Annotated in this window: 19 protein-coding genes and 1 pseudogene; 7 read left to right on the forward strand and 13 right to left on the reverse strand. The window is 64.6% G+C overall.

Annotated features, from left to right (window positions below; translation table 11 throughout):
• A partial coding sequence (locus IAE37_RS17120; RefSeq protein WP_201175448.1) for an MFS transporter occupies positions 1-707 on the forward strand: 707 nt, incomplete at its 5' end.
• Positions 708-888: 181 nt separating this feature from the next.
• On the forward strand, positions 889-1,515 hold the full coding sequence (locus IAE37_RS17125) for an NIPSNAP family protein (protein WP_201175449.1): 627 nt from the start codon (positions 889-891) through the stop codon (positions 1,513-1,515).
• A 29-nt stretch (positions 1,516-1,544) separates the two neighbouring features.
• On the opposite strand, the gene IAE37_RS28840 is transcribed toward IAE37_RS17125, so the two are convergent.
• The 4 genes from IAE37_RS28840 to IAE37_RS17145 form a co-directional block, all read right to left on the reverse strand.
• On the reverse strand, positions 1,545-2,315 hold the full coding sequence (locus IAE37_RS28840; RefSeq protein ID WP_236410019.1) for a DUF6708 domain-containing protein: 771 nt from the start codon (positions 2,313-2,315) through the stop codon (positions 1,545-1,547).
• Positions 2,315-2,674: a hypothetical protein gene (locus IAE37_RS17135; RefSeq protein ID WP_201175450.1), complete on the reverse strand. Its 360-nt coding sequence runs from the start codon at positions 2,672-2,674 to the stop codon at positions 2,315-2,317. Before IAE37_RS17135 ends, IAE37_RS28840 begins: the two co-directional genes overlap by 1 nt.
• Positions 2,671-5,478, reverse strand: coding sequence for a T6SS effector BTH_I2691 family protein (locus IAE37_RS17140; protein WP_201175451.1), 2,808 nt, complete (start codon positions 5,476-5,478; stop codon positions 2,671-2,673). The genes IAE37_RS17135 and IAE37_RS17140 overlap by 4 nt, the downstream gene beginning before the upstream one ends.
• A 143-nt stretch (positions 5,479-5,621) precedes the next feature.
• On the reverse strand, positions 5,622-6,557 hold the full coding sequence (locus IAE37_RS17145; RefSeq protein ID WP_201175453.1) for a ketopantoate reductase family protein: 936 nt from the start codon (positions 6,555-6,557) through the stop codon (positions 5,622-5,624).
• Between the two features lie 1,259 nt (positions 6,558-7,816).
• On the opposite strand from IAE37_RS17145, the pseudogene IAE37_RS29245 reads away from it, so the two are divergent.
• Together IAE37_RS29245 and IAE37_RS29250 are read left to right on the forward strand one after the other, a co-directional pair.
• A pseudogene (locus IAE37_RS29245) lies at positions 7,817-7,972 on the forward strand (HAMP domain-containing protein); the annotation flags it as partial.
• Between the two features lie 132 nt (positions 7,973-8,104).
• On the forward strand, positions 8,105-8,830 hold the full coding sequence (locus IAE37_RS29250; protein ID WP_442967831.1) for a methyl-accepting chemotaxis protein: 726 nt from the start codon (positions 8,105-8,107) through the stop codon (positions 8,828-8,830).
• Here the strand turns inward: IAE37_RS29250 and IAE37_RS17155 are convergent.
• The 7 genes from IAE37_RS17155 to IAE37_RS17185 form a co-directional block, all read right to left on the reverse strand.
• Positions 8,820-9,821, reverse strand: a complete 1,002-nt coding sequence (locus IAE37_RS17155; protein ID WP_201175455.1) for a 3-hydroxybutyryl-CoA dehydrogenase — start codon at positions 9,819-9,821, stop codon at positions 8,820-8,822. The genes IAE37_RS29250 and IAE37_RS17155 overlap by 11 nt on opposite strands.
• Positions 9,818-10,918 (reverse strand): NAD/NADP-dependent octopine/nopaline dehydrogenase family protein, encoded by a 1,101-nt coding sequence (locus IAE37_RS17160; protein ID WP_201175457.1) that lies wholly within the window; start codon positions 10,916-10,918, stop codon positions 9,818-9,820. Before IAE37_RS17160 ends, IAE37_RS17155 begins: the two co-directional genes overlap by 4 nt.
• Before the next feature lie 97 nt (positions 10,919-11,015).
• Positions 11,016-11,972 (reverse strand): helix-turn-helix transcriptional regulator, encoded by a 957-nt coding sequence (locus IAE37_RS17165; protein WP_201175459.1) that lies wholly within the window; start codon positions 11,970-11,972, stop codon positions 11,016-11,018.
• A gap of 1 nt (position 11,973) precedes the next feature.
• Positions 11,974-13,332, reverse strand: a complete 1,359-nt coding sequence (locus IAE37_RS17170; protein WP_201175461.1) for a spinster family MFS transporter — start codon at positions 13,330-13,332, stop codon at positions 11,974-11,976.
• A 256-nt stretch (positions 13,333-13,588) separates the two neighbouring features.
• The gene (gene catA, locus IAE37_RS17175; RefSeq protein ID WP_201175463.1) at positions 13,589-14,524 is read right to left on the reverse strand and encodes a catechol 1,2-dioxygenase; all 936 of its coding nucleotides are present in this window, start codon (positions 14,522-14,524) and stop codon (positions 13,589-13,591) included.
• Between the two features lie 50 nt (positions 14,525-14,574).
• Complete coding sequence (gene catC / locus IAE37_RS17180) at positions 14,575-14,865, reverse strand: muconolactone Delta-isomerase (RefSeq protein ID WP_201175464.1); 291 nt, start codon at positions 14,863-14,865, stop codon at positions 14,575-14,577.
• A gap of 137 nt (positions 14,866-15,002) precedes the next feature.
• The gene (locus IAE37_RS17185; RefSeq protein WP_201175465.1) at positions 15,003-16,124 is read right to left on the reverse strand and encodes a muconate cycloisomerase family protein; all 1,122 of its coding nucleotides are present in this window, start codon (positions 16,122-16,124) and stop codon (positions 15,003-15,005) included.
• Positions 16,125-16,258: 134 nt separating this feature from the next.
• On the opposite strand from IAE37_RS17185, the gene IAE37_RS17190 reads away from it, so the two are divergent.
• Entirely contained in the window at positions 16,259-17,125 is an 867-nt protein-coding gene (locus tag IAE37_RS17190) for a LysR family transcriptional regulator (protein ID WP_201175466.1), read from the forward strand.
• A gap of 24 nt (positions 17,126-17,149) precedes the next feature.
• Here IAE37_RS17190 and IAE37_RS17195 read toward each other — a convergent pair whose 3' ends face one another.
• Positions 17,150-18,052: a LysR family transcriptional regulator gene (locus tag IAE37_RS17195; RefSeq protein ID WP_201175467.1), complete on the reverse strand. Its 903-nt coding sequence runs from the start codon at positions 18,050-18,052 to the stop codon at positions 17,150-17,152.
• Between the two features lie 123 nt (positions 18,053-18,175).
• On the opposite strand from IAE37_RS17195, the gene IAE37_RS17200 reads away from it, so the two are divergent.
• Both IAE37_RS17200 and IAE37_RS17205 read left to right on the forward strand, forming a co-directional pair.
• The gene (locus IAE37_RS17200) at positions 18,176-19,261 is read left to right on the forward strand and encodes an AbrB family transcriptional regulator (RefSeq protein WP_201175468.1); all 1,086 of its coding nucleotides are present in this window, start codon (positions 18,176-18,178) and stop codon (positions 19,259-19,261) included.
• A 108-nt stretch (positions 19,262-19,369) separates the two neighbouring features.
• Entirely contained in the window at positions 19,370-21,550 is a 2,181-nt protein-coding gene (locus IAE37_RS17205; RefSeq protein WP_201175469.1) for a TonB-dependent receptor, read from the forward strand.
• A gap of 78 nt (positions 21,551-21,628) precedes the next feature.
• On the opposite strand, the gene dddP is transcribed toward IAE37_RS17205, so the two are convergent.
• Complete coding sequence (gene dddP, locus IAE37_RS17210) at positions 21,629-22,975, reverse strand: dimethylsulfonioproprionate lyase DddP (protein WP_201175471.1); 1,347 nt, start codon at positions 22,973-22,975, stop codon at positions 21,629-21,631.
• Positions 22,976-22,997: the final 22 nt, after the last annotated feature.

The raw sequence follows: 22,997 nt of genomic DNA on the forward strand, positions 1-22,997 counted from the left end.
CCCCCCGGGGTGGGGGGGGGGGGGGGGCCCCCCCCCCCCCCCCCCTGCCGGAGAGCAAGGAATTCGTCGAGGAACAGGCGCAACAGGACAAGCCCGAGCACATTCCGGCAATGGAAGTGCTGCGCAACCATCCCAAGGCCGTGCTCCAGGCCATGGGCATCCGCATCGCCGAGAACGGTAGCGCCTACCTGTTCCTGGCCTTCACCATCGCCTACGCCAAGTTCACCGGCCTCGATACCCAGCTGGTATTGGCCAGCGTGATGGTGGCGATGATCGTCGAGGCCGGCACCATCGTGTTCTGGGGCTGGCTGTCGGACATCATCGGTCGCCGCGTGGTGTACGCCATCGGCTCGGTCGGGTTGATGGTGCTGGCCTTCCCGTTCTTCTGGATGCTCGATACCCATTCGCCGCTGTGGGTGTACCTGGCAGCGCTGCTCGGCATGGCGTTCTGTCATGGCGCGATGATCGGCACCCAGCCGGCGCTGATGGGTGAGCTGTTCCCGCCCAAGGTGCGCTACTCGGGCCTGGCCATGGGCCACGAGATCGCCTCGATCTTCTCCGGTGGCCTGGCGCCGCTGGCGGCTACCGCGCTGTTCAGCCTCTACAAGGATGCCTGGCCGGTGTCGGTGATGCTCATGGTGATGGGCGCGATCACCACCCTGGCGGTGCTGTCGATCAAGCCGCAGGCGCGGCAGTTGCAACCCTAGATCCGTTGTGTTTTTGCCTGGGCCTTTCCGTGCGGGGAGGGTCCGGGCTTTTTATTGGCTTGGCTTGATAGTTGTAGCGCGGCGGATATCGAGCGCCCCATCTCTCCAGACGCACCTTCCCGACAATCCATGAAGAACCTTCTATTCCGACATAGGTTTCTTCACTTCAGAGATACACTTCATGTCCAACCACTACGAACTACTTCGCTTCACCCTGCGTGTACGCACTCCCGCCCAGGCCCTGCCACGCCTCCAGGAGGCCTTGCAGGCCGCCCTCCAAGGCGTCGAGCTGATCGGCTGCTGGGTGTCGGAGATCGGCCCGCAGAACACCATCGCCGTGCTCCGCCGCTTCGCCAGCGTCGAGGTCCAGGCCGCCGAGCGCGAGCGCGTGCTGCTGGCCAGCGATGCTTTCGGCATTGGCGAATTCGTGCTCGAACAGCACATGGACGATTACCGGTTGTTCCCCTTTCTCGAACCACTGGCACCCGGCAAGCATGGGCCGTTCTACGAGCTGCGAGAATACGACCTGGTCACCTCCGGGCTGGCACCGACCCTGGCCGGCTGGCGCAAGGCGGTCGGGCCGCGTACAGGCGAGCGCTATTCCCAGGTGTATGCGGCGTTCTATGCCACCAGTGGCCGGGTGCCGCGCTACCTGCACATCTGGCCGTACGCCAGCCTCGAGCAGCGTCTGGATGTGCGCACCCGCGCGGTCGGCGACGGAGTGTGGCCACCGGAAAACTCTGCCCCGCAATTGCAGAAGATGAACTCGGTGGTCTATCTGCCGGCCCCCTTCTCACCGCTGAACTGAAGCCTGCCCCGCGCGCCGCTGCAAAGGCGTTAGAGTGCGGTTCTAGACTCCAGGTCCATATCGGCAGGCCAAACCACCTTTGGGGCCAAAAGAAGTCCGAATTCACACCACAGCACATCGTTGTGGTCTTTGGGTTCGCCTGGAACTGGCAATGCAGCGGGGCCTTGTTGCATGTATGTGCAGATGTAGGCCCAGGCATGCTCATCGGCGCCCATGGTGCCGAGCGGGAATCGATCGATTACCTTGTTCGTGCCTGGCTCTACGATGGAAAGCATTACGCCGGTTTTGTAGATGAAGCCGCCATTAGGCAACGCTCCCATCTGCGACCAGCGTTCGGCTCTTACCTGCGACCAGTCGTAACTCACGGGTACTACTTTCCAACGCTCGAAGGGGTTCCACCATCGGTGTCTGAAATTATAGGCGTATATTTTTCGCCGGATCCGGTTGAAACGGAGAGGTTCATCTCTTGGTGGGCAGGCTGCGACTTTGAAGCAAAACACCACGCCCCACACAAAAACAAAAGATGCCAAGCTACCAGTAAAAACGAAATCCATATCACCTTCGAGGTAGGCATCCACTACGTGAAAAGGCATCCGCAAAGTGGAATACGTCATCATCAAGGAGAAGAAGATGAATATGCTACGCACCGAGATAGAAGACCGCGGAACCTCTAAGTAAGTAGTGTCGAGATGATTAGGTGTCCTTCCACCAAGAGATGGCTCAACAGCGACTAGTTCGTCAGGACCAGGTAAATCTTCTTGCCACCCAGCACATGGGGGCTTCAAAAGCGGAAGAACCATCACATAATCCCTAATTTCGTTGCCAACTTATCTTCTCTAACGGTTGCGATAGCCAATCCTGTATCGTCATTCTTGTCAGGCCAATACTCAACTTTCAGCTGGACTGCCGTTACACCGTGATTTTCCTCGAGAGCGAGCCCCCCCTGCATTCTGAACCCCTGGTCTTGAATGGTGAATTTCAACTGCGGCGAAGAGTCGGCCAATACATCCTCAATCTCCGAGTTCAACCCCTGTATCTCTTCAAACTGGTCGCCACCCCATAGTGAGACGTCTTTCCTACTGCCTCCGGCTCTGTGTAAATCCAGCTGCCACTTGACACTTGACAGTTCGGCGTTGAAGCCCGGCAAAAAAATGTTCAAATCGAGAAAAAACCAAACCTAACAGCTTCACTATTGAATAGTGGCCCTTCAGACGCTTGTTGCTGCGGGGACTGAAGTCTCACGGCGACTGAAACCTCTGCACATAGGCCTATGGCTGCGGCATTTAGCTCTCCGATAGAAGTGTCGAAATGCTCTGATCGTATCCAGCGTCGCTCTTGGGCTGGCACTCCCCATATGCATCGCCGTGCCCATAGTTCTAATAGAGAAGACTCTTGTTTTCTAGCATTGACTGCGAATACATACGCAACCAAACCCAAAGTGATAGCCCAGCCTAGCGGCCCTAGCAGAGCGGAGGAATAAATGGCCGCGTGTACTCCAGCAGCCGCCGACAACGTCGCGAACCCTCCTGCAGCGAAGAAACTTCGAGCAGAGGATAAGTCTCCGTTCGCGGCGACCCGTTTGATGGCCTGAAAATATTGTGCGGCATCCATCAAGCTAGCCAGTGCGGTGACTGCGCCTCCAAATTTAACGACAGTCTGACCGGCGGATACCGTTGCGTTCGGTCCGACCACAATTTGTCCTGGCCGAAGCAGGTCCATCACCAGCCCCGTTGCCTCAATACCCACACCCACCACGCCAAGCGTGGAAGAGCCGATTGCAGCGAGCGCTTCCGGATTGCTCGGGATTGTTTCCAGAAGCATCTCGAAATTCTTACGAAGCGTTTCTTGTTGGAACCACAGGCTTCCCAAGGCCAATAACAGCTTCGGGCTGTTGGGACTGGAAGCAGAAGTTCGGAGACCGCGCAGTCCATCACTCGCAATGGCGCGCGCGGCTGCGGCACCGATCTTCACATCATCGGCCGCAGAAGCGAGGCTGAACCGCAGCGTATCGGCCCCGATTGACACGTTACGTATCAGCGCCTCCGCTCCGCCTGCCGCACTGTCCCGCAATTGCGCCAGCCTCGCCTGCAGACTTTCAGCGCTCTCCAGGGTCCAGACCATTACCTCGATCAATTGACTGCGATTGCCTGCTGCCGCCAGATGGATAGCCCCGCTGAGCACCATGGCCCTTACCTTGCGCCCGGCAGGTCTTCGAAAGTCTTTGTCCAAGTGCCCGATGAAAGCGTCGGTCCGCTCCTGTAGCGCCTCGTTCAGCAGGCTCATGTACTCACCCAAGGTGAGCGAAAGCCTGACCTGGGTGATCGGTTGGCCAGCGAAGAGCAGGAACGCCGAGCTATGGACATGACCGATCAAAGACCGCGTTCGCTCAGTGACTTGTTTTCCGAGCGAGTTACCTGCGTTGGCCATGCCGGCAAGAAGCAGGCCGATGGCATCTTGCACTGGCTCCATCATCAGCCGCTCGCCCTCTGGGCTGGTGGCCATGCCTTTTACCGCGTGATAGACGTAGGTCAGGTCATTACCCGACAGCGCCTTCACCAACTGCTGCTGCAAACTTTGATTCTTGGCCGTCAAAGCCCGGTACAGCAGGCTATCGTGATCCTCCAGCAACTGCTGCCAGAGGTATTGGGTAGGACCCAATGGCGCGTCTTCCTCGGGCACTCTTTCGGTCGGGCCACCGGCAAGGCAGGCGGACAGCATCTGGATGAAGTATGCGATTGAAAGAGGGTCCGTCGCGCTGTAGTCGAAATAGCCGATACGCTGGAACGCGCGGTGGCCATAGAAATTGGCGTACAACTCCCCGACCTTGTCGATCATCCTCTGCCAATGCCCGACTTCGCTGTCGTAGTAGGCCTGGAAGGCGGCACGGGCTTTCTCATCGTAGCGTTCTTCCAGCCGCTCCCGCGCTTCTTGCTGCTTGGTGTCGGTCGTCCGCTCGGTATGAGCCTCCACGTCCACCGCCGGGCGAGGCGCCTTGAAGCGGATTGCGCTGTTGTTCCACTGCTCCCTTTGCCGAACCTCTTCTGCCGTGTCCACGACCGCTTGAGCAGCCGCCCTGGCCTCGTTCAGCTCTCGAATACCCAGCAAGGCCTGGGAGGTGAAGTATTCGAAGTGCCGCTGGGGCTCGGCGCGCCATTCCTGCATGCGCTGGAACCATTGGGTGCGTTGCGCATTGGCTTCTATCGCCAGGCCGACCGGGTCCGGCACGGTCAGGGCCAGCACACCGTTGGGCAACTGCTCTTGCAACACCGTGTTGCGCACGAAGCCTCGTGTGGCGGCCAGGCGAGCCATGCGGGGATAGAAGCCATGGGCGCTGGTGAACTTCCCGGGGTAGGGCGCGCCGTACTCCAGAACTTCATCCAGGCCAAGGTCCTCTGCGGTCATGGCGATGCCGAGGCTGGCTGGGTCGTTGCGGGCGGTGTTCAGGTCCAGTTCGACGAAGCGGTCGATGAAGTCGGGGCGCTGTTTGACGATACCGTCCCGGTAGCAATCGAGCACATCGCGGGGCCAGGGGTCGTTGGCGAAGGCGATCCAGGCTTTTTGATAGAGCGTGGTATCGATATTGATGAACGAGGCGATGACATCGTGGTTCTTCGTTCGACACACTTTTGCCAGCGGCCTGCCAGGCACTCGCGGCGGTTGGGAAACGGGAAACCGCCGAAGCGCACCTTCCGGTGTGACCTGGTAGGCCTGCCAGATTTCCTGGTCGAGCAAGATGTAGACATACCCCTGGCGCAAGGTGCGCAACTGATCACTGCGCATCTTCACATGAGTGATTTCGCTGCCATGCGCGACCAGATAGGACTGGGTGTCACGGGGATGCGGGGCATAGGCCTCACGCAATAGGAGGATGGGAAGGCCGGAGCGCTCGCAAGCGTTACAGGTGCCATATGGATTGGGAATTTCTTCCGCCATGGCGATACGGATGGCTTTGCTGATGCTCAAAGAAAGATCCTCGCTAACAGGCAGCGGCCTGACGCCGAACACTAGCGAGGAAGCACTTCAGCGAGAAGTTGAGCGCGTCCTAAATAGCTGTAGGAATTGTCGACGCAAGCTCTGAAGGGCCAGTATCAGCGACACTACATCTCTCAAGCCAACCCCTCCCGCCGCTGCACCCGCCGTAAAAGCCGGTCGATCGCCGCCATGACCGGCGCCCGCACACCATATTGTCGAGCATGAAAAAGCAGCGCCCCGGACAAGGCATCGACTTCCATGCGCCTGCCGTGCTCAAGGTCCTGGAGCATGGAGGGCTTGTGCCCGGCATGCACGACGAACGCCTGCTCCACCGCCTGCACGATCCCCTCGCGGTCCACTGCCACGCCCGATGCCACGGCGATCGTGGCGGCCTCCGTCACCAGGGCGAACGCCAGTTCGCGCCCCCGCGCACATCGGCCAACCTCGCCGACGCTTTTACCGCTCAGGGCGCACAGCGAGTTCAGCGCAGTATTGAAGGCGACCTTTTCCCAAATGCTGACCTCGATATGCGGGTCCTCGATGCAGCGCATCCCAGCACGCCGCAAGGCGTCGACCAAACCGCGCAACGGCGCGAAGTTGGCGTGCTCCGGCGCAGCCAGCAACCCGCGCAAACGCACCTCGCCGCCCCCGCAACTGCGCACCACGCCTGGGGCCAGCACATCGGCCGGGTAAAGGGTCATGCCGATGGCCAGGCAGTGGTCGGCCACGTACTCACGCAATACCGGCACACTGTCCAGGCCATTTTGCAAGGTCAACACCAGCGTCTGCGGGCCGATAAGGTGCCGGCAGGCCTGCATGGCCTGACGGGTGTGGTAGCTCTTGGTCAGGATCAATAGGGCATCGACCACCCCTCGCAGGTCTTCGGCCCGTGCCGCTTCCGGCCAGAACACCCGCGCCCCCTGTTCATCCTCAAGGCACAAGCCCTGGGTGCGCAGGGTTTCGAGCAGCCGCGAGTCGACATCCACCAGGGTCACTTCGGCCCCGGCATCGAGCAGCCTGGCAGCGAACAGGCTGCCCATCGCCCCGGCCCCGATCACAGCAATCTTCATGGGTCGCCTCATCATCGTTGGTCTCCACTAGCCAGTGTCAGGCAATCACCACAGGCAGATTTGTCCAAGCGTGCCGAACACTTGTGCAGGGCTGCCAAAAGCACCTGGGGTGATGGGGTTTGCCGCCCGGCCCCGGTAGCCTGCGACAACCCAGCCCGGCGCTGCCCAGAACAACAAAAGGAACCTCGGCATTGAACATCCAGAACAAGATCACCCTGCTGGCCAGCGCCTGCCTGGTCGCGGTCGTCGGCCTGCTGGCAGGGTTGTCGCTGGAGCAGCGGCGCAGCGATGCGCAGACCCTCGTCGACAGCTCCAGCGAGCTGCTGCGCGCAGCGGCCCGGGACAACCTGCAGGCCGAAGGCCAGGCCCAGGCGCTGCACATCCAGCAACGCTTCGGCCAGGCCCACGAATTCGCCCAGGGCATGGCCCGCCAGGTGTTGCACCTGCGCGCCCAGGCCGGCCACGACCCCGACCTCGCCGCGTCCCATGCGCTGCGTCAGACCCTGGCGCAAGTGCTGCGCGAGGCGATCGGCGAGCGCCGCGACCTGCTCGGGCTGTTCGTCGCCTTCGATCGCGATGCCCTGGACGGGCATGACGCGGCCTTCGTCGACCAACCGGCACTGGGCAGCAACGACAGCGGCCGCTTCACCCTGTACTGGCTGCAACCGCAACCCGGCCAGCTGCAAGCCGTACCGGGCAACGAAGCCTTGCTGGCCAACGACACCCCCGGCGCCACCGGCGCGCCGTTCAATGCCTTTTTCACCTGCTCGCGGGACAGTGCCCGGCCCTGTGTGCTGGAGCCCTACCTGGACGATTCCAGCGGCACCGCCCACCTGGTCACCAGCGTGACCGTGCCCTTGATCGTCGACGGCCGGGTGATTGGCGTGCTAGGCCTGGATATCGGCCTGGATGCGTTGCAGGACAACGCCAAGGCAGCCAGTGCCTCGCTGTACGACGGCCAGGGCTCGCTGTCGATCATCAGCGCATCGGGCATGGTGGCCGCCGACAGCGCCGATCCGCAGCGCCTGGGCAAGCCCGCCAGCGGGCAGCCGGCCGCGGACGCTGCGCAGCTCGCCGTGCAGGTGCCCATCCAGCCGATCGCCGACGCCAGGCCCTGGAGCATCGAGGTGGCCGTGCCCCGACAGGTGCTCGATGCGCCGGTGCTGCGCATGCAGCAACAGGTCCAGGCGCAGCAGATGCGCAGCCTGGCCATGCAGGTGGCCCTCGGCCTGCTGCTGGCGGTCGCCGGCATCGCCATGATGGCCTGGGCCGCACGCAGCGTGACCCGGCCGATCCAGCGCGTGGCCGCCCTGCTCGATGAAATCGCCGATGGCGACGGCGACCTGACCCGGCGCCTGGCTTACCCGCGACGTGACGAACTCGGCCGGCTCAGCGCCGCCTTCGACCGCTTCCTCGACCGCCTGCAGCCGGTGATCGGGCAGGTGCAACAGGCGGTACACGACACCCACCATTCCGCCGATCAATCCCAGCGCATCGCCAGCCAGACCAGCCAGGGCATGCAGCAGCAGGTGGGCGAAATCGAACAGATGGCCACGGCCCTGCACGAGATGTCCGCCACCGCCCAGACCGCGGCGCACAGTGCGGCACAGGCGGCCGATGCAGCGCGCCACGCCGAGCGCGCCACCGGCAACGGTGTGCAGGTGATCGAGCGATCGACCCAAGGCATCCGCGAGCTGGCCACTGGCATGAGCGACGCCATGCAGCGCCTGCAGACCCTGGCGGCGAGCAGCGAGCAGATCGGTTCGGTGCTCGATGTGATCCTCGCCATCGCCCGGCAGACCAACCTGCTGGCGCTCAACGCGGCCATCGAAGCCGCGCGCGCCGGCGATGCCGGGCGCGGCTTCGCGGTGGTAGCCGACGAGGTGCGCGGACTGGCCCAACGCACCCAGGCGTCGGTGGAGGAAATTGCCGTGGTCATCGACAACCTGCGCGAAGGTACGCGCGATGTCACCGCCGCCATGCAGCACAGCAACGACCAGGCCCATCACAACGTCGAGCAGACCCAGCAGGCGCTGGCGGTGCTTGAAGAGATCCGCCAGGCAGTCGCCATCATCACCGACATGAACGTGCAGATCGCCTGCGCCGCCGAGGAACAGAGCAGCGTCGCCGAGGAGATCAACCGCAACGTCGAGGCGGTCCGCAACGTGGTCACCACACTGTCTGGCCAGGCCGAGCAGTCGTCGGCCATCAGCCAGCAGCTCAACGGCCTGGCGGTCCGTCAGCAAAACCTGATCCAGCGCTTCAAGGCCTGACCGGTGCATCCCCGGCCAGGCGCGGGGCCAGGCCGGTGTTGTGCAGTTGCCTGACCAGTGCCGCCAGGCGCGCCTGGCGGTACGCCGGCACATCCATGTCCCGGTAGTCGTAGAAACCGATGCCGTCGCGCAGGCCGTTGCGCCCGGCAGCCATGTTGTCGCGCACCGACTGCGGCGCCTGGTAGCGCTCACCGAGGTGCTGGCTGAGGTACGCCGAGGCGTGGTGGAGGATGTCGCCGCCGCCCCAGTCGATGAATTCAAGCAGGCCCAGCACGGAAAAGCGCAGACCGAACCCGGTGCGCACCGCCTGGTCGATCTGCTCGGCGCTGGCGACGCCCTCCTCGACCATACGCGCCGCCTCGTTCATCACCAGCGCCTGCAGGCGCGGCACGATGAAGCCTGCCACGGCGTTGCACACCACCGGCACCTTGCCGATGCCGCGCAAGGTCGCCAGCAGCTCGGCCAGCACTGCCTCGCTGGTCTGCTCGCTGCGAGAAACCTCCACCAAGGGCATCAGGTGCGCGGGGTTGAGCCAGTGGGCGTTGACCATGCGCTGCGGCGCGCTGACCATGGCCGCCAGCTCGGTCACCAGGAAGGTCGAGGTGGTCGAGGCGATGATCGTATCCGCCGCGACAAGGCGGTCGATCCAGGCAAAGGCCTCGCGCTTGGCCTCCAACACCTCCGGCACCGCCTCGAACACCAGGCGACAGCCTTCCAGCGCCTGACCGCCCTCGCCCAGCGGCAGCAGGCGAATGCGCGCAAGCAGTGGCGCGACCTGCTGCGCGCCAATCAGCCCGAGGGCGACCAGGTTGCCAGCCTCGGCTTCCAGGTTGCGGCCCACGGTTGCGAAGTAGTCGGCTTGCGCGTGCGCCTGACGGGCCTTCAGGTCGATCAGGCTGACCTGAAGACCCGCCTGGGCGAAGGCCAGGGCGATGCCCTCGCCCATGCGCCCGGCGCCCGCTACCGCGATGTGCCGCACTGGCTCGCTCATGCCGCCACTCCCTCTTGCAGCAGTGCGCCCATGGCGGCGCGGTCGAGCTGGGCGATGCCCAGGTTCTCCAACGTCCGGCCCTCGGCATACAGGTCGCGCCCGATCACCGCCGAAGCCAGGGCCAGCAAGCCTTCGGCCACTGGCGTCGGCACCCCGGCCCAACGGCCGACCGAGACCAGCAGCGACAGGCCCAGGCGGGTGTCCTCGAGCATGTAGCGGTGCTGCTGCAGGTCGATCTTCTCGCGCCAGTCGCCGCTGTCGGTGAGCTTGCCGTGGGCACCGCGGCCGTACATCCATTCCTCGCCCTGGTCAGTGTTGTAGTGGTCAGCCAGCGGGAAGTGCGGCGCCGGGTAGCCCAGGGCCTCGCGCACGCGCATGCGCTCGGCATCGAGCTGGTTGGTGACCCGGCGGATCGACGGCTGGGTGCCTTCGTTGTGGATGTCCCAGGCTTCGAAGTGCTCCAGCGGGCCGGCATTCATCATGATCAGCGGCGGGTGGATGATCGGCCCGGCGTTCATCAACGCACCGCTCAAGGCATCTTCGATGGGCTCGACGCTGGGGTAGGCCTCGCGCAGCACGGTAAAGGCCCGGGCTGCCAGGCGGCTGGGCAGCACGCCGGTAGGCAGGCGCGTGGCGTAGGCGCTGATCACCAGCTGGTCGGGGCCGTGCTTGCGCACCAGGTACGGCAGGGTGCCGGTTTCGGCGAAAGCCACTTCGGCGTGGTTGCCGCAATCGTGCATGGCCTTGGCGAACACATAGCTGCCGAACGTGCCCGGCGGCAGGAACACCACCTGGCCATCGCGCAGCAACGGCGCCACTTCGGCGGCCAGGTCCAGGTGGGTGGTCGACGGCAGCGGGATGATTACCAGCTGTGCGCCTTCCAGGGCCTGGGCCAGATCGGCCACCAGGGTCAGTTGCTCGCCCAGGGCCACCTGGCGGGTACCGCGATAGTCGCGCACGGTCAGCGCGCCGATGGCCTGCAGTTCGTCCAGCGCCGCCTGGTCGCGTCGCCACAAACGTGTGGCGTGGCCGCGTTCGGCCATTTCGACAGCAGCGGCGTAGCAGCCGTGGCCGCCTCCGAGGATGGTGATGTTCATGGGCATTGCTCCGCGTGTGAGGGTTCGCCGATGCTAGCCAGCAGGCGTTCACGCGGCGCTGCGGATCACGCAGGCACCCTACCGATTGCGCAACGACTCAACCCTTGAGTGTGGCCGAGGGCAGGCAGCCGAAGCGGCGCCGGTACTGTTGGGTGAAATGCCCCGGGCTGTTGATGCCATGGCGCAGCAGCACGTCGGTGACACTGCCCTCGCCCGCCGCCAGCGCGCGCTGCACGGCCAGTAGGCGGCGCTCGCGGATGTACTCGACCGGGGTCTGCCCGAGGAACTGGCGAAAGCCGTTTTGCAGCGTGCGCAACGAAACGCCGCTGAGCGCGCACAGGCTGGCCAGGGTCAGGGGGTGGTCCAGGTGCGCTTCGATATGATCGCGAGCGCGGCGCACATGGCTGGGCAAGGGGGTCTGCGCGCGGTCGAGCTCGCCACTGTAGTTGTGCGGCAACTGGGTCAGCAGCAGCTGCGCCAGGTGGTCGGACAGGCCACCCCGCAGCGCAGCCAGGTTCAGATCCAGGGCGAACAGCCGGCAGATGTAGTCCAAGGCGAACCCCAACGCGTGCACGCCGGGGTGGTTGGCGGCGAGCGGCACGTCGAACGCCAGGGGCCGGCGCAGGCTACACCCGAGCAGGCGCTGCAGATGCACCTCCAGGGCTTCGCGTGGCAGGCTCAGTACCGCGTTGCGGCAGCCGCCACCGGTGACGATGCGGCTGGCGGCGAACGGCGAACTGATGCTCAGGCCACCCGCCGCCACTGCCGCATGCTGGCGCCCCTGGGTAACTTGGCAACGGCCCTGCAGGGTACCGCGAAACAGGTAATGCTCGCCGCTGCCCTCCAGGCTGATCTCCACCGGTGCATCGTAGTGCAGCTCCAGCAGCCGCGCGCCACCGAACTCCACGCCGCTGACCTGCAGGTGCGGCGGCGTGTCATCGAGCAGGCGCAGACGGTGCGGGCACAGGTAGCGGGCCAGCTGTGCCTGCATGTCGGCGACATCATGCGAGTCGACCAGCACGAAGCGCTCGAGCAAGCGGATGTCGGCGAGCATTTCAAGCGGTGCCTGGGTGTTCGCGTTGCATGCTCTGGCGGAAGCACTTGCAGCCCTTGGCCAGCAGCACGATAGCCAGCAGCGAGGCCACGCAGCTGACGATCGACATCGACGAGCCCACCGCCGCCGGCACGCCGAAGTAGCGATCGGTGATCAGCGCCACCAGCGTGGTGCCCAGGCCCAGGGCCAGCAGGTTGCTGATCAGCAGGAACACCGCCGATACCTGGGCGCGCACCTGGTTCGGCGAGAGGATCTGCATCGCGGCGGTGGAGGCCGGCATGGGGAACGAAGCGAAGAACATCGCCGGCACCAGCAAGGCCACCGACAGCCACAATGTGTCGACCTGCGAAAACAGCACGGCTGGCACGATCATGCCCACGGCGCCGATCACTCCGGTGCGCATCGCTGCATCGCTGTGCCCGCGCTTGGCCAGGTGGTCGATCAGCCAGCCACCGAACACCACGCCGGTGGTGTTGGCCACCAGCAACACCGCGCCGAGCATGAAGCCGGCCTGCTCGGGGCTCATGCCGAACTTGCGGATGTACAGCGCCGGCGACCAGCTCATCATGCAGAACAGCGTCATCGCGTAGAACGAGAAGCCCAGGTAGTGGCAACCGAAGGTCGCCCGGTGGCGACCGATGAAGCGCAGGCCATCGGTTACCCGCACCTTGCGCACCTTGCCGTCGGCATCCAGCTGGGCCCCCTTGCGCTCGGGGTCGCGCACGGTCAGCCAGATCAGCAGGCCGACGATCACCCCCGGCAGGCCAACGATGAAGAACGCCAGCTGCCAGGCCTTCATCGCGCCCAGGAAGGCGACTTCGAAGGTTTGCGCGTCCTTGAGCAAGGCGATCACATAACCACCGACCAGGAAGGCGATGCCGCCGCCGACGAACGAGCCGATCGAATAGATGCCCACGGCGCGGCCGAGTTTTTCCTTGGGGAACATGTCGCTGAACATCGAGTAGGCCGAGGGCGACAGGGCCGCCTCGCCGACACCGACGCCGATGCGCGCCAGGAACATCTGCAGGAAGTTCTTGCTCAGCCCGCACGCGGCGGTCGCGATGCTCCAGAAGATCACGCCCACGGCGATGATGCGTGGGCGCGAGAAACGGTCGGCGAGGTAGGCGATGGGCATGCCCATGAAGGCGTAGAACAGCGAGAACGCCAGGCCATGGAGCAGGCTGAACTGGGTGTCGCTGAGCTGCAGGTCGGCTTTGATCGGCTCGATCATCAGCGCCAGGATCTGCCGGTCAACGAAGGAGAAGATGTAGGCCACCATGCACAGGAGGACCACATACCACTCGTAGATATAGCGCTTTTCGCGCTGTTTGATAGGTTGCGCTTGGGAAAGATTCGTCATGCTCGCTTGTTTCCTGGTGAGGGACAGCCTGAAAGGGATTTACAAGGCAGTGACCTGTCAGCAACAGGCGAGCGCACGCTCGGCGAATGTAGGCATGACCAAAGACCTTTATTGTTATTGGAATGGTGGTATGGCGATCTATCGGGTGTTCCACAGCCACTGTAGGAGCGGGTTTACCCGCGAACCAGCCACCTTGGTGGATGGCACCGGCTATGCCGGTGTTCGCGGGTAAACCCGCTCCTACAACGGGTATTGCTTACGCGTCCTGCAGGGCGCGTGGACGGTGGCTGCGCGCTTCGGCCTCGGGCGCCTTGGCCGCCTGCAGGTGGAAGTCGAACGCCAGCTCGGCGAAACGATCACCCTGCACGCCACGGTCGCGCGCTGCTGCGGCATCCTCGACGAAACGCAGGTCGCCGATCAGCCCGTCGCGGGTGGCGTAGGCGAAGTCGTCCCACAGGTATTCGTCACCGGCGAAGTTGATCTGCGTGGTCAGGTGACGGTAGCCAGGGGCCGAGATGAAGAAGTGCACGTGCGCCGGGCGCTGGCCGTGACGGCCGAGCAGGTTCAGGCACTCCTGGGTCGGGCCCTGCGGGTCGCAGCCGTAGCCCGACGGCACGATCGAGCGGGCGCGGTAGCGGCCCTCGGCGTCGGTGACGATGCGTCGGCGCAGGTTGTATTCGGACTGGGTCGAGTCGAAGTACGAATAGGTGCCCTGGGTATTGGCGTGCCACAGGTCGACGGTGGCCCCGGCCAGCGGCTTGCCATCGGCATCGAATACCTGGCCCTGGAGGAACATCACCACACCTGGGTCGGTGCCGTCGTCCATCCGCGCCTCGCCTTCGGACAGCGGCGCGCCGGCCACGTACAGCGGGCCTTCGATGGTGCGCGGGGTGCCGCCGGTGAGGCCGGCCTCGGCATCCTTGGCGTCCTGCAGCAGGTCGAGGAAGTGCTCGACGCCCAGGCCTGCGGCCAGCAGGCCGGCCTCGTTGCGCCCGCCCAGGCGGTTGAGGTAGTCCACGGCGTGCCAGAACTCGTCCTCGGTGATCTCCAGGTCTTCGATCATGCGCGCGGTGTCGTGCAACACGCGCAGGATGATCTGCTTGAAGCGTGGATTGCCCTCGGCATGGCCAAGGCCCGCCACCTCCTCGAAGAAGGATTTGATTTCGGCGGTATGGGAAATTTTCACGGTCATGGTGCTTACCTCGAATTGTTCTTGTCAGGTAGTCGTTGGGCCAGGGCGAATCAACGATCGTCGGCGTGGATCGACGACGGGTGGCGGCACAGGCCGTCCACTTCGATGTCCATGTACGGGAACAGCGGCAGTTGCATCAGCGTGTCGTGCAGCGCCTCGACGCTCGGCACGTCGAACACGCTGTAGTTGGCGTAGTGCCCGGCGATGCGCCACAGGTGACGCCAGGTGCCCTCGCGCTGCAGGCGCTGGGCCAGTTCCTTCTCGTCGGCCTTCAGTTGTGCGGCCTTGGTCGGGTCCATGTCGACCGGCAGTTTCACGGTCATCTTCACGTGGAACAGCATGCTGTCATCTCCTTTCTCAAATCGGGCTCGGCCCGTGTAGGAGCGGCTTCAGCCGCGATCACCGGCGATGCCGGTGCCATCCACCGCGTCGCCTGCTTCGCGGCTAAAGCCGCTCCTACACGGGGTTGCATTTGGGTTCAGCGCCGGGCGAAGCGCGCCAGGCGCTGCTCGTCCAGGGTCAGGCCAAGGCCCGGGGTACGTGGAACGTGCAGTTCGAAGTCGCGGTACTGCGGCGGCTCGTTGACGATCTCCTCGGTCAACAGCAGCGGCCCGAACAGCTCGGTGCCCCAGGTCAGCTGGCGCAGGGTGAGGAAGGCGTGGGCCGAGGCCAGGGTGCCGATCGAGCCTTCGAGCATGGTCCCGCCATACAGCGCGATGCCGGCTGCTTCGGCGATCTGCGCGGTGCGCAGCACCGCACGCGGGCCGCCGTTCTTGGCGATTTTCAGGGCAAAGATGCTGGCGGCGCCGTCGGCGGCCAGGCTGAAGGCGTCCTCGACGCTTTCGATCGATTCGTCGGCCATGATCGGTGCCGGGCTGCGCTGGTTTAGGCGTACCTGGCCGCCACGGTTGATGCGCGAGATCGGCTGTTCGATCAGGTCGATGCCGTTGTCGCCCAGCACCTGGCAGGCACGGATGGCCTGGGACTCGTCCCAGTACTGGTTGACGTCGACACGCACGCTGGCGCGCTCGCCCAGTTCGCGCTTGATCGCCACCACGTGCTTCAAGTCCTGCTCGACCGGGTTGGCGCCGATCTTCAGCTTGAACACCCGGTGACGGCGCACCTCGAGCATGTGCTCGGCCTCGGCGATGTCGCGGGCGGTGTCGCCGCTGGCCAGGGTCCAGGCCACTTCCAGGCTGTCGCGCACGCGGCCGCCCAGCAGCTCGCTGACCGGCAGGCCCAGGCGCTTGCCCTGGGCGTCGAGCAAGGCGCTCTCGATGCCCGACTTGGCGAAGGTGTTGCCCTTGGCCAGCTTGTCCAGTTTGAGCATGGCGGCATTGATGTTGTCCGCCGGCAGGCCGATCAGGGCTGGCGCCAGGTGCGCGTCGATGTTGGCCTTGATGCCCTCGGGGCTCTCGTAGCCGTAGGCCAGGCCGCCGATGGTGGTCGCCTCGCCGATGCCCTCGACGCCATCGCTGCAGCGCAGGCGCAAGACCACCAGGGTCTGCTGCTGCATGGTGTGCATGGCCAGCTTGTGCGGGCGGATGGTCGGGAGGTCGACGATGATCGCGTCAATTCGCTCGATGAGGGCGTGAGTCATGGTTCGCAGGTCCAGGCTAGTCGGCGCGCACACTGCGCAGCCGCCACTACATTTACTTGATAATTCAAGCATTGCGCGAGACCCTGGCCGTCGTCCAATATCAAATGAATCTCCCACGATACCCTGGAGGTCTGATGGAGCTGCGTCACCTTCGCTACTTCAAGGTCCTGGCGGAAACGTTGAACTTCACGCGTGCCGCCGAACTGCTGCATATCGCCCAGCCGCCATTGAGCCGGCAGATCAGCCAGCTCGAAGAGCAGCTCGGGACCTTGCTGGTGGTGCGTGAACGTCCGCTGCGCCTGACCGAGGCCGGGCGTTACTTCTACGAGCAGACCTGCACGCTGTTGCAACAGTTGCAGACGGTCAGCGACAACACCCAGCGCATCGGTCAAGGCCAGCGCCAGTGGCTGGGCATCGGCTTCGCGCCCTCGACCCTGTACACGGTGCTGCCCGAGCTTATCCGCGAGTTGCGCAAAGACAGCGAACTGGAACTCGGCCTCAACGAGATGACCACCGTGCAACAGGTGGAAGCGTTGAAGAATGGCCGTATCGACATTGGCTTCGGGCGTATCCGCGTGGACGACCCAGCGATCGTCCAGCAGGTACTGCGCGAAGACCCGTTGGTGGCGGTACTCCCCAAGGGCCATGCCTTGGCCGGTGCTGCGCTGACCCTGGAGCAACTGGCCTCGGAGCCGTTCATCCTCTACCCGGCCAACCCACGGCCGAGCTATGCCGATCACGTGCTGGCGTTGTTCGCCCACCATGGCCTGAGCCTCAAGGTCAGCCAATGGGCCAACGAGTTGCAGACCGCCATCGGCCTGGTGGCGGTGGGCCTTGGCGTGACCCTGGTGCCGGAGTCGGTGCAGCAGCAGCATCGCCCGGATATCGAGTATGTCGGCCTGCTCGACCGCAGCGCGGTCAGCCCGATCATCCTCAGCCGCCGCAAGGGCGATGCCAGCCCGATGGTCGAGCGTAGCCTGGCGTTGCTTGCGCAGCTCTGATACCTCGGGGGGCGTGGCCCGACATCAATCTCGCTCGAAGAAGCTGCGCCCCTGCTCCTTGAGCAGCGCCACCAATGCTTCCGCCGCTGGCGGCAGGTAACCCTCGGTACGCACCGAAACCGCCACGGTGCGGCGCATGGTGGTTTCCTCCAGCGGCACTTCGCGTAGCCATGATTGGCCGATGCCATAGGCCAGGGTTTCCCGTGCGGCGAAGCTGAGCAGCTGTGTGCGGGCGATCAGGCGGGGCAACAGCGACAGCGCGTTGGTTTCGATCTGCACCTGCGGTGCCGGCAACTGCCGGGCGATGAAGACGTTGTCGATCCAGCGCCGGGCCATCACCGTCGGGCCTCCGAGCACCCAGCGGTACTGACACAGGTCTTTGAGCGCCACGGGCCCGGCGAACACCGGGTGGTCGACGCTGGCCACCACGATGGCTTCATCCTCGAGGATGGCGTGGGTGGTGAACTGAGGATCGTCGGCGATCTGCGGCGAGATGATCACGTCCAGGCGCCCGGCCCGCAGCGACGCCTTGAGCACGTCGTCCTGGGCGATCGACAGCTTCAAGGTGACGTCTGGCGCCCGCTCCAGCAGGGCCGCCGTCAGGTGCGGCAGCAGGTGGTCGGCCATACTGGCCGCGCAGCCCAGGCGGATGTTGCCCACCAGCCCACTGGCGAAGTCGCGCACCTCGCGCTCGGTTTCGGCGATGTTCAATTGCAGTTGCTTGCCCCGCGCCAGCAGCAGTTGGCCGACTTCGGTCAGCTTGATGCGTCGACCATCGCGCTGGAACAGGCGCGTGCCCAACGACTCCTCCAGGCGCTGGATGCTCTTGCTCAGTGCCGGCTGGCTGCGATTGAGGCGTTCGGCGGCGCGCCCGAGGTGGCCGAGCTCGGCGATGGTTTCGAAATAGGTGAGGTCACGCAGGTCCATGATTCATGAATTTCAGTTATGGATTCATCAAAAGTAGAAAATAGACTTGATCGATTGCGCCGTCGATAATTTTCCGCGCTGGCACCCGCTGCCCGTGTTATCGCAACACAAGGAGTATCGACGTTGCAGACTGCCCCTTCCGGCTTCTCCAGACCCCTCTTCCTATGGCCCGCCCTGCTGCTCTGCGCGGCAGGCTTCGGCCAACTGCTGCATGCCCTGGCCGTACCGGCCGGGTTGTTCCTCGGCCCGATGCTGGTGGCCATCCTCTTTGGCGTATCGGGTGCGCGGCTGAACCTGCACCGCCAGGTATTTCGCTTCGGCCAGGGCTGCGTCGGGCTGCTGGTGGCGCACTCGGTCACCTGGGCGGTGCTGGTGGCAGTGGCGCAGTCGTGGCCGCTGATGTTGGTGGCGACCTTGATCACGGTGCTGCTCAGCGCCGTGGTCGGCTTGGGCACCGTGCGCTTCGGCGGTATCCCGGGTAGCACCGCCGCATGGGGCACCGCGCCGGGTGCGGCCTCGGCGATGGTGTCGATGGCCGAAGAAAACGGCGCCGACGCTCGGGTAGTGGCGACCATGCAATACGTGCGCGTGGTCTGCGTGGTGATGATCGGCTCGCTGGTCAGCCATCTGCTCGGCGCCACGCCGGGTGCAGGCGCTGTGGCCACTGCGCCAGCGCTGGGGGACGGACCGCACCTGATGAATGTGCTGGCCAGCCTGGCGGTGGTGCTGGTCGGCATCGTCGTCGGTCACCGCCTGCCGGCAGGTGCGTTGCTTGCGCCGTTACTGATCGGCGGTGCACTGCAACTGAGCGGCCTGCTCACCATCGCCCTGCCCGAACCGCTGCTGGCTTGTGCCTACGGCGCCATCGGCTGCTACATCGGCCTGCGTTTCGACCGCAACACCGTGCGCTATGTCTGGAAACGCCTGCCGACCATGATTGCCGGAGCGGTGGCGCTGATCCTGCTGTGCGCCGCCTGTGCGTGGGGGCTGGCCCTGGCCATGGGCACTGACTTCCTGTCGATGTACCTGGCCACCAGCCCCGGGGGCCTGGATGCCATGGCCATCATCGCGGTGGAGACCCATGCCGATGTCGGCCTGGTGCTGGCGATGCAGACGCTTCGGCTGTTCGGGGTCATCCTCACCGGGGCGTACTGCGCCAGACAAATCATTCGTTGGACACAGGTCGAACGTGCAACAGATCAAATGTGAAAATTTCATTAGCAATTGATACTAATTCGCAATCACAACTGATAGTATCCGCACCTGCAAATGGATCTCATCGCCAGGGTGGCACTCAACTTTTCACAGGTGCCGCCCATGGTTTTTCCCTTTCCGTCCCGCCCCACCCTGCTGGCCTTGTGCTGCTCGGTGCCTTTCGTGGCCCATGCCGCCGACCCGGTCATCGAGCTGGGCGCCACCGACATTTCCGCCAGCGCCGAAAAGGTCAACTCCAATACCCTGCCCGCGGCCTATAGCGGCGGCCAGGTAGCCCGGGGCGGGCAGATGGGTGTGCTGGGCAACCAAGACATGATGGACGTGCCGTTCACCATGACCAGCTACACCTCCAAGCTGATCGAGGACCAGCAGGCCGAGGATGTCGGCGACGTGCTGCTCAACGACCCGTCGGTACGCCAGTCGTTCGGCTTTGGTAACCAGTCCCAGGTGTTCGTGATCCGTGGCCTGCCGTTAAGCGGTGACGATATCTCCTACAACGGGCTGTATGGCGTGTTGCCAAGGCAGATCCTCTCGACCGACGCCATTGAGCGCGTCGACGTGTTCAAGGGCCCGAGCGCTTTCATCAACGGCGCATCGCCCACCGGCAGTGGCCTCGGTGGCGGCGTCAACCTGGTGGCCAAGCGCGCCGGCGACACCCCGACCCGCCGCTACACCCAGGACATCAGCACCGACGGTCGCATTGGCGAACACCTGGACCTCGGCCAGCGTTTCGGCGAGGACAACCGTTGGGGCGCACGGGTCAACCTCAGCCAACGTGAAGGCGACACCGCCGTCGACGACCAGAGCCAGCGCACCAAGCTGTTCGTCGCAGGCCTCGACTATCGTGGCGACGACTTCCGCGTTTCCACCGATTTCGGCTACCAGAAGCAGCGCGTCAACCACCTGCGCAACAGCGTGCAGCTGGGTACCGCCACCGCCATTCCGACCGCTCCGGACGCCAAGCATAACTATGGACAGAGCTGGACCTACACCGAAACCGAAGACACCTTCGGCATGCTCCGTGGCGACTGGGACCTGAACGACAGCTGGACCGCGTACCTCGCCGGTGGCGCCAAGCACACCCGTGAGACCGGGGTGTACGGTACGCCGAAACTGGTCGGCAACGACGGCACCGCGACCATCGGCGGCTCGGAGATCCCGCACAACGAAGACAACGTGAGCTTCGCCGCCGGCCTCAACGGCCGCCTGCAGACCGGGCCGCTGAGCCACCAGATCGCGATCGGTGCCACGACCATCTGGACCCAGCAGGAAAACGCCTATGTGTTCTACAAGTCCACGGCGGGCAATACCGACATTTATCACGGGACCAAACTGCCCAAACCCACCGACGTGTCGCTGACCGGCGGCGACCTCGGCGACCCAGGCGTGACCGGCAAGACGCGCAACCGCGGCCTGGCCATCTCGGACACAGTCGGCCTGTTCGACGACAGCCTGCTGCTGACCTACGGCATCCGTCGCCAGCAACTGCGCGTGGAAAGCTACAGCTACGACGGCACCAGCTTCGACGATTCCGACGGCAGCCGCACCGCGCTCTACGACAAGAGCATCACCACCCCGGTCTACGGCATCGTCTACAAGCCGACCGAATCGGTGTCGCTGTATGCCAACCGCATCGAAGGCCTGGCCCAGGGCCCGACCGCCTCGGGCAGCGGTATCACCAACGCCGGCCAGGCCTTTCCGCCAGGGCGCACCAAACAGCTCGAAGCAGGCGTCAAGCTGGACCTGCAGACCTTCGGCGCCAACCTGGGCGTGTTCCGCATCGAGAAGCCCACAGATGGCTACGTCGATGGCGACGTTTTCGTGCACGACGGCCAGCAGGTCAACAAGGGTATCGAGCTGAGCGTGTTCGGCGAGCCGATCCACGGTCTGCGCCTGATGGCCGGCGGCACCCGGATGACCTCGGAGCTGAAGAACACCAAGGGCGGCGCCAATGACGGCAACCATGCCATCGGCGTGCCGACCTTCCAGCTCAACGCCAGCATCGACTGGGACATCCCTGGCATCGAAGGCGCTGCGCTCAACGCCCGCATGCTGCGCACCGGCGGCCAGTTCGCCGACCAGGCCAACAACCTCGAGCTGCCGGCCTGGAACCGCTTCGACGCCGGTGCCCGCTACGCATTCAAGGGCTGGGACAAGGACATCACCTTGCGCGTGAACGTCGAGAACCTCACCAACAAGAACTACTGGGCCTCGGCCAACGGCGGCTACCTGACCCAGGGCGAGCCGCGCCTGGTCAAGTTCTCCGGCAGCATCGACTTCTGATCGGCCAACCCGACTGCAGGTCAGCCTGCAGTCGGGGCACTCCCCGCCAGGCTGCGATTGACCCGCGAAGGCGCGCCATCAATCCCGCAGGAAACTGTCCTCGAACGGGTAATGGGTCAACAGCTCATAGCCGTCTTCGGTCACCAGCAACTGGTTCTCCAGCTTGATCCCGTCGCGCCCGCCCACCTCGCCGACATAGGCTTCGACGCACAGCGCCATCCCTGCCTGCAGTTCCCCTTCGTAGCCATAGGACTCCAGATCTTCCGGATAGCGGATGCTCGGGTATTCGTCACACAAGCCGACGCCATGGAACATCACACCGTAGCGCTGTGCCCGGCAGCTCTCGGGCAGGCGGTGGCCGTTGCGGGTGAGTTCGGTGAAGCGCACGCCGGGCTCGATCATCTCGATGTTGCGAGAAATGTGCTCATGGGCGATGCGGTACAGGCGCTTCTGTTCAGAGGTGGGTTGCAGGTCGCCACAGATCCAGCTGCGCGACATGTCCACGCAAAAGCCGTAGACGCCGATCAGGTCGGTGTCGAACGACAGCAGGTCGCCATCGCTCAGGACCCGCGGGCCGGACTCCTGGAACCAGGGGTTGGTGCGCGGGCCAGAGCTGAGGATGCGCGTTTCGATCCATTCGCCACCACGGCGAATATTGCCGGCATGCAGGGCCGCCCAGACATCGTTTTCGGTGACCCCGGCGCACATGGCCTGGCGCATTTCCGCCACCGCGGCCTCGCAGGACGCCACTGCGCAGCGCATGGCGAGAATCTCGTCGGGGCCCTTGATGGCCCGGGCGAACTCGGTCACTTCCTGGCCGTTGTGCACCTGCACGCCAAGGGCATCGAGGGCACGCAGGCCAGCGACCTCGATGCGGTCCACGGCCAGGCGTCGGTTGTCGCCGGCATGGGTACGCAACAAGGCGTCGACCTCGGCGGCGAAATGCCTGGCGTGTTCCTCGGTGCGGTCAGCGGTCTCGAAGTAGAAGAAGGACGCACCACTGCGCAGTTCGGTGACCAGCGGCAAGTGCGCCGAGAGGTGGTCGCAGCCGTGGAAATCCCACAGCACCACATGGCCGCTGGCGGCGACGAAGCACGCCCGGGCCGGGTTGTGGGTGGTCCACAACTGCATGTTGGTGGTGTCGGTGGCGTAGCGGATGTTCAGCGGGTCGAACAGCAGGATGCCGGCCAGGTCGCGCGCCTGGAGCTGCTGTACCAGGCGTTGCAGGCGATATTCACGCATCGTCGGCAGGTGCGGGGCTTGCAGGCCCAGCGCCGACCACTCGGCGAAGGCCAGCGGTGTCGGGCCGATTTCGGTGCGGTCGTTGTCGTCGACCGAGCCGTCGGCCTTGAGCGCGGTGGCGCGTTGCCGGGCAGGGTCGATACGGCGGGCATGGGCGGGAATCGAGAACGGCGAATTCATCATGGCTGGGGGTTGTCCCTGGTCT

The organism is Pseudomonas sp. S31 (assembly GCF_016648105.1).
In the GTDB taxonomy this organism is placed as follows: Bacteria; Pseudomonadota; Gammaproteobacteria; order Pseudomonadales; family Pseudomonadaceae; genus Aquipseudomonas.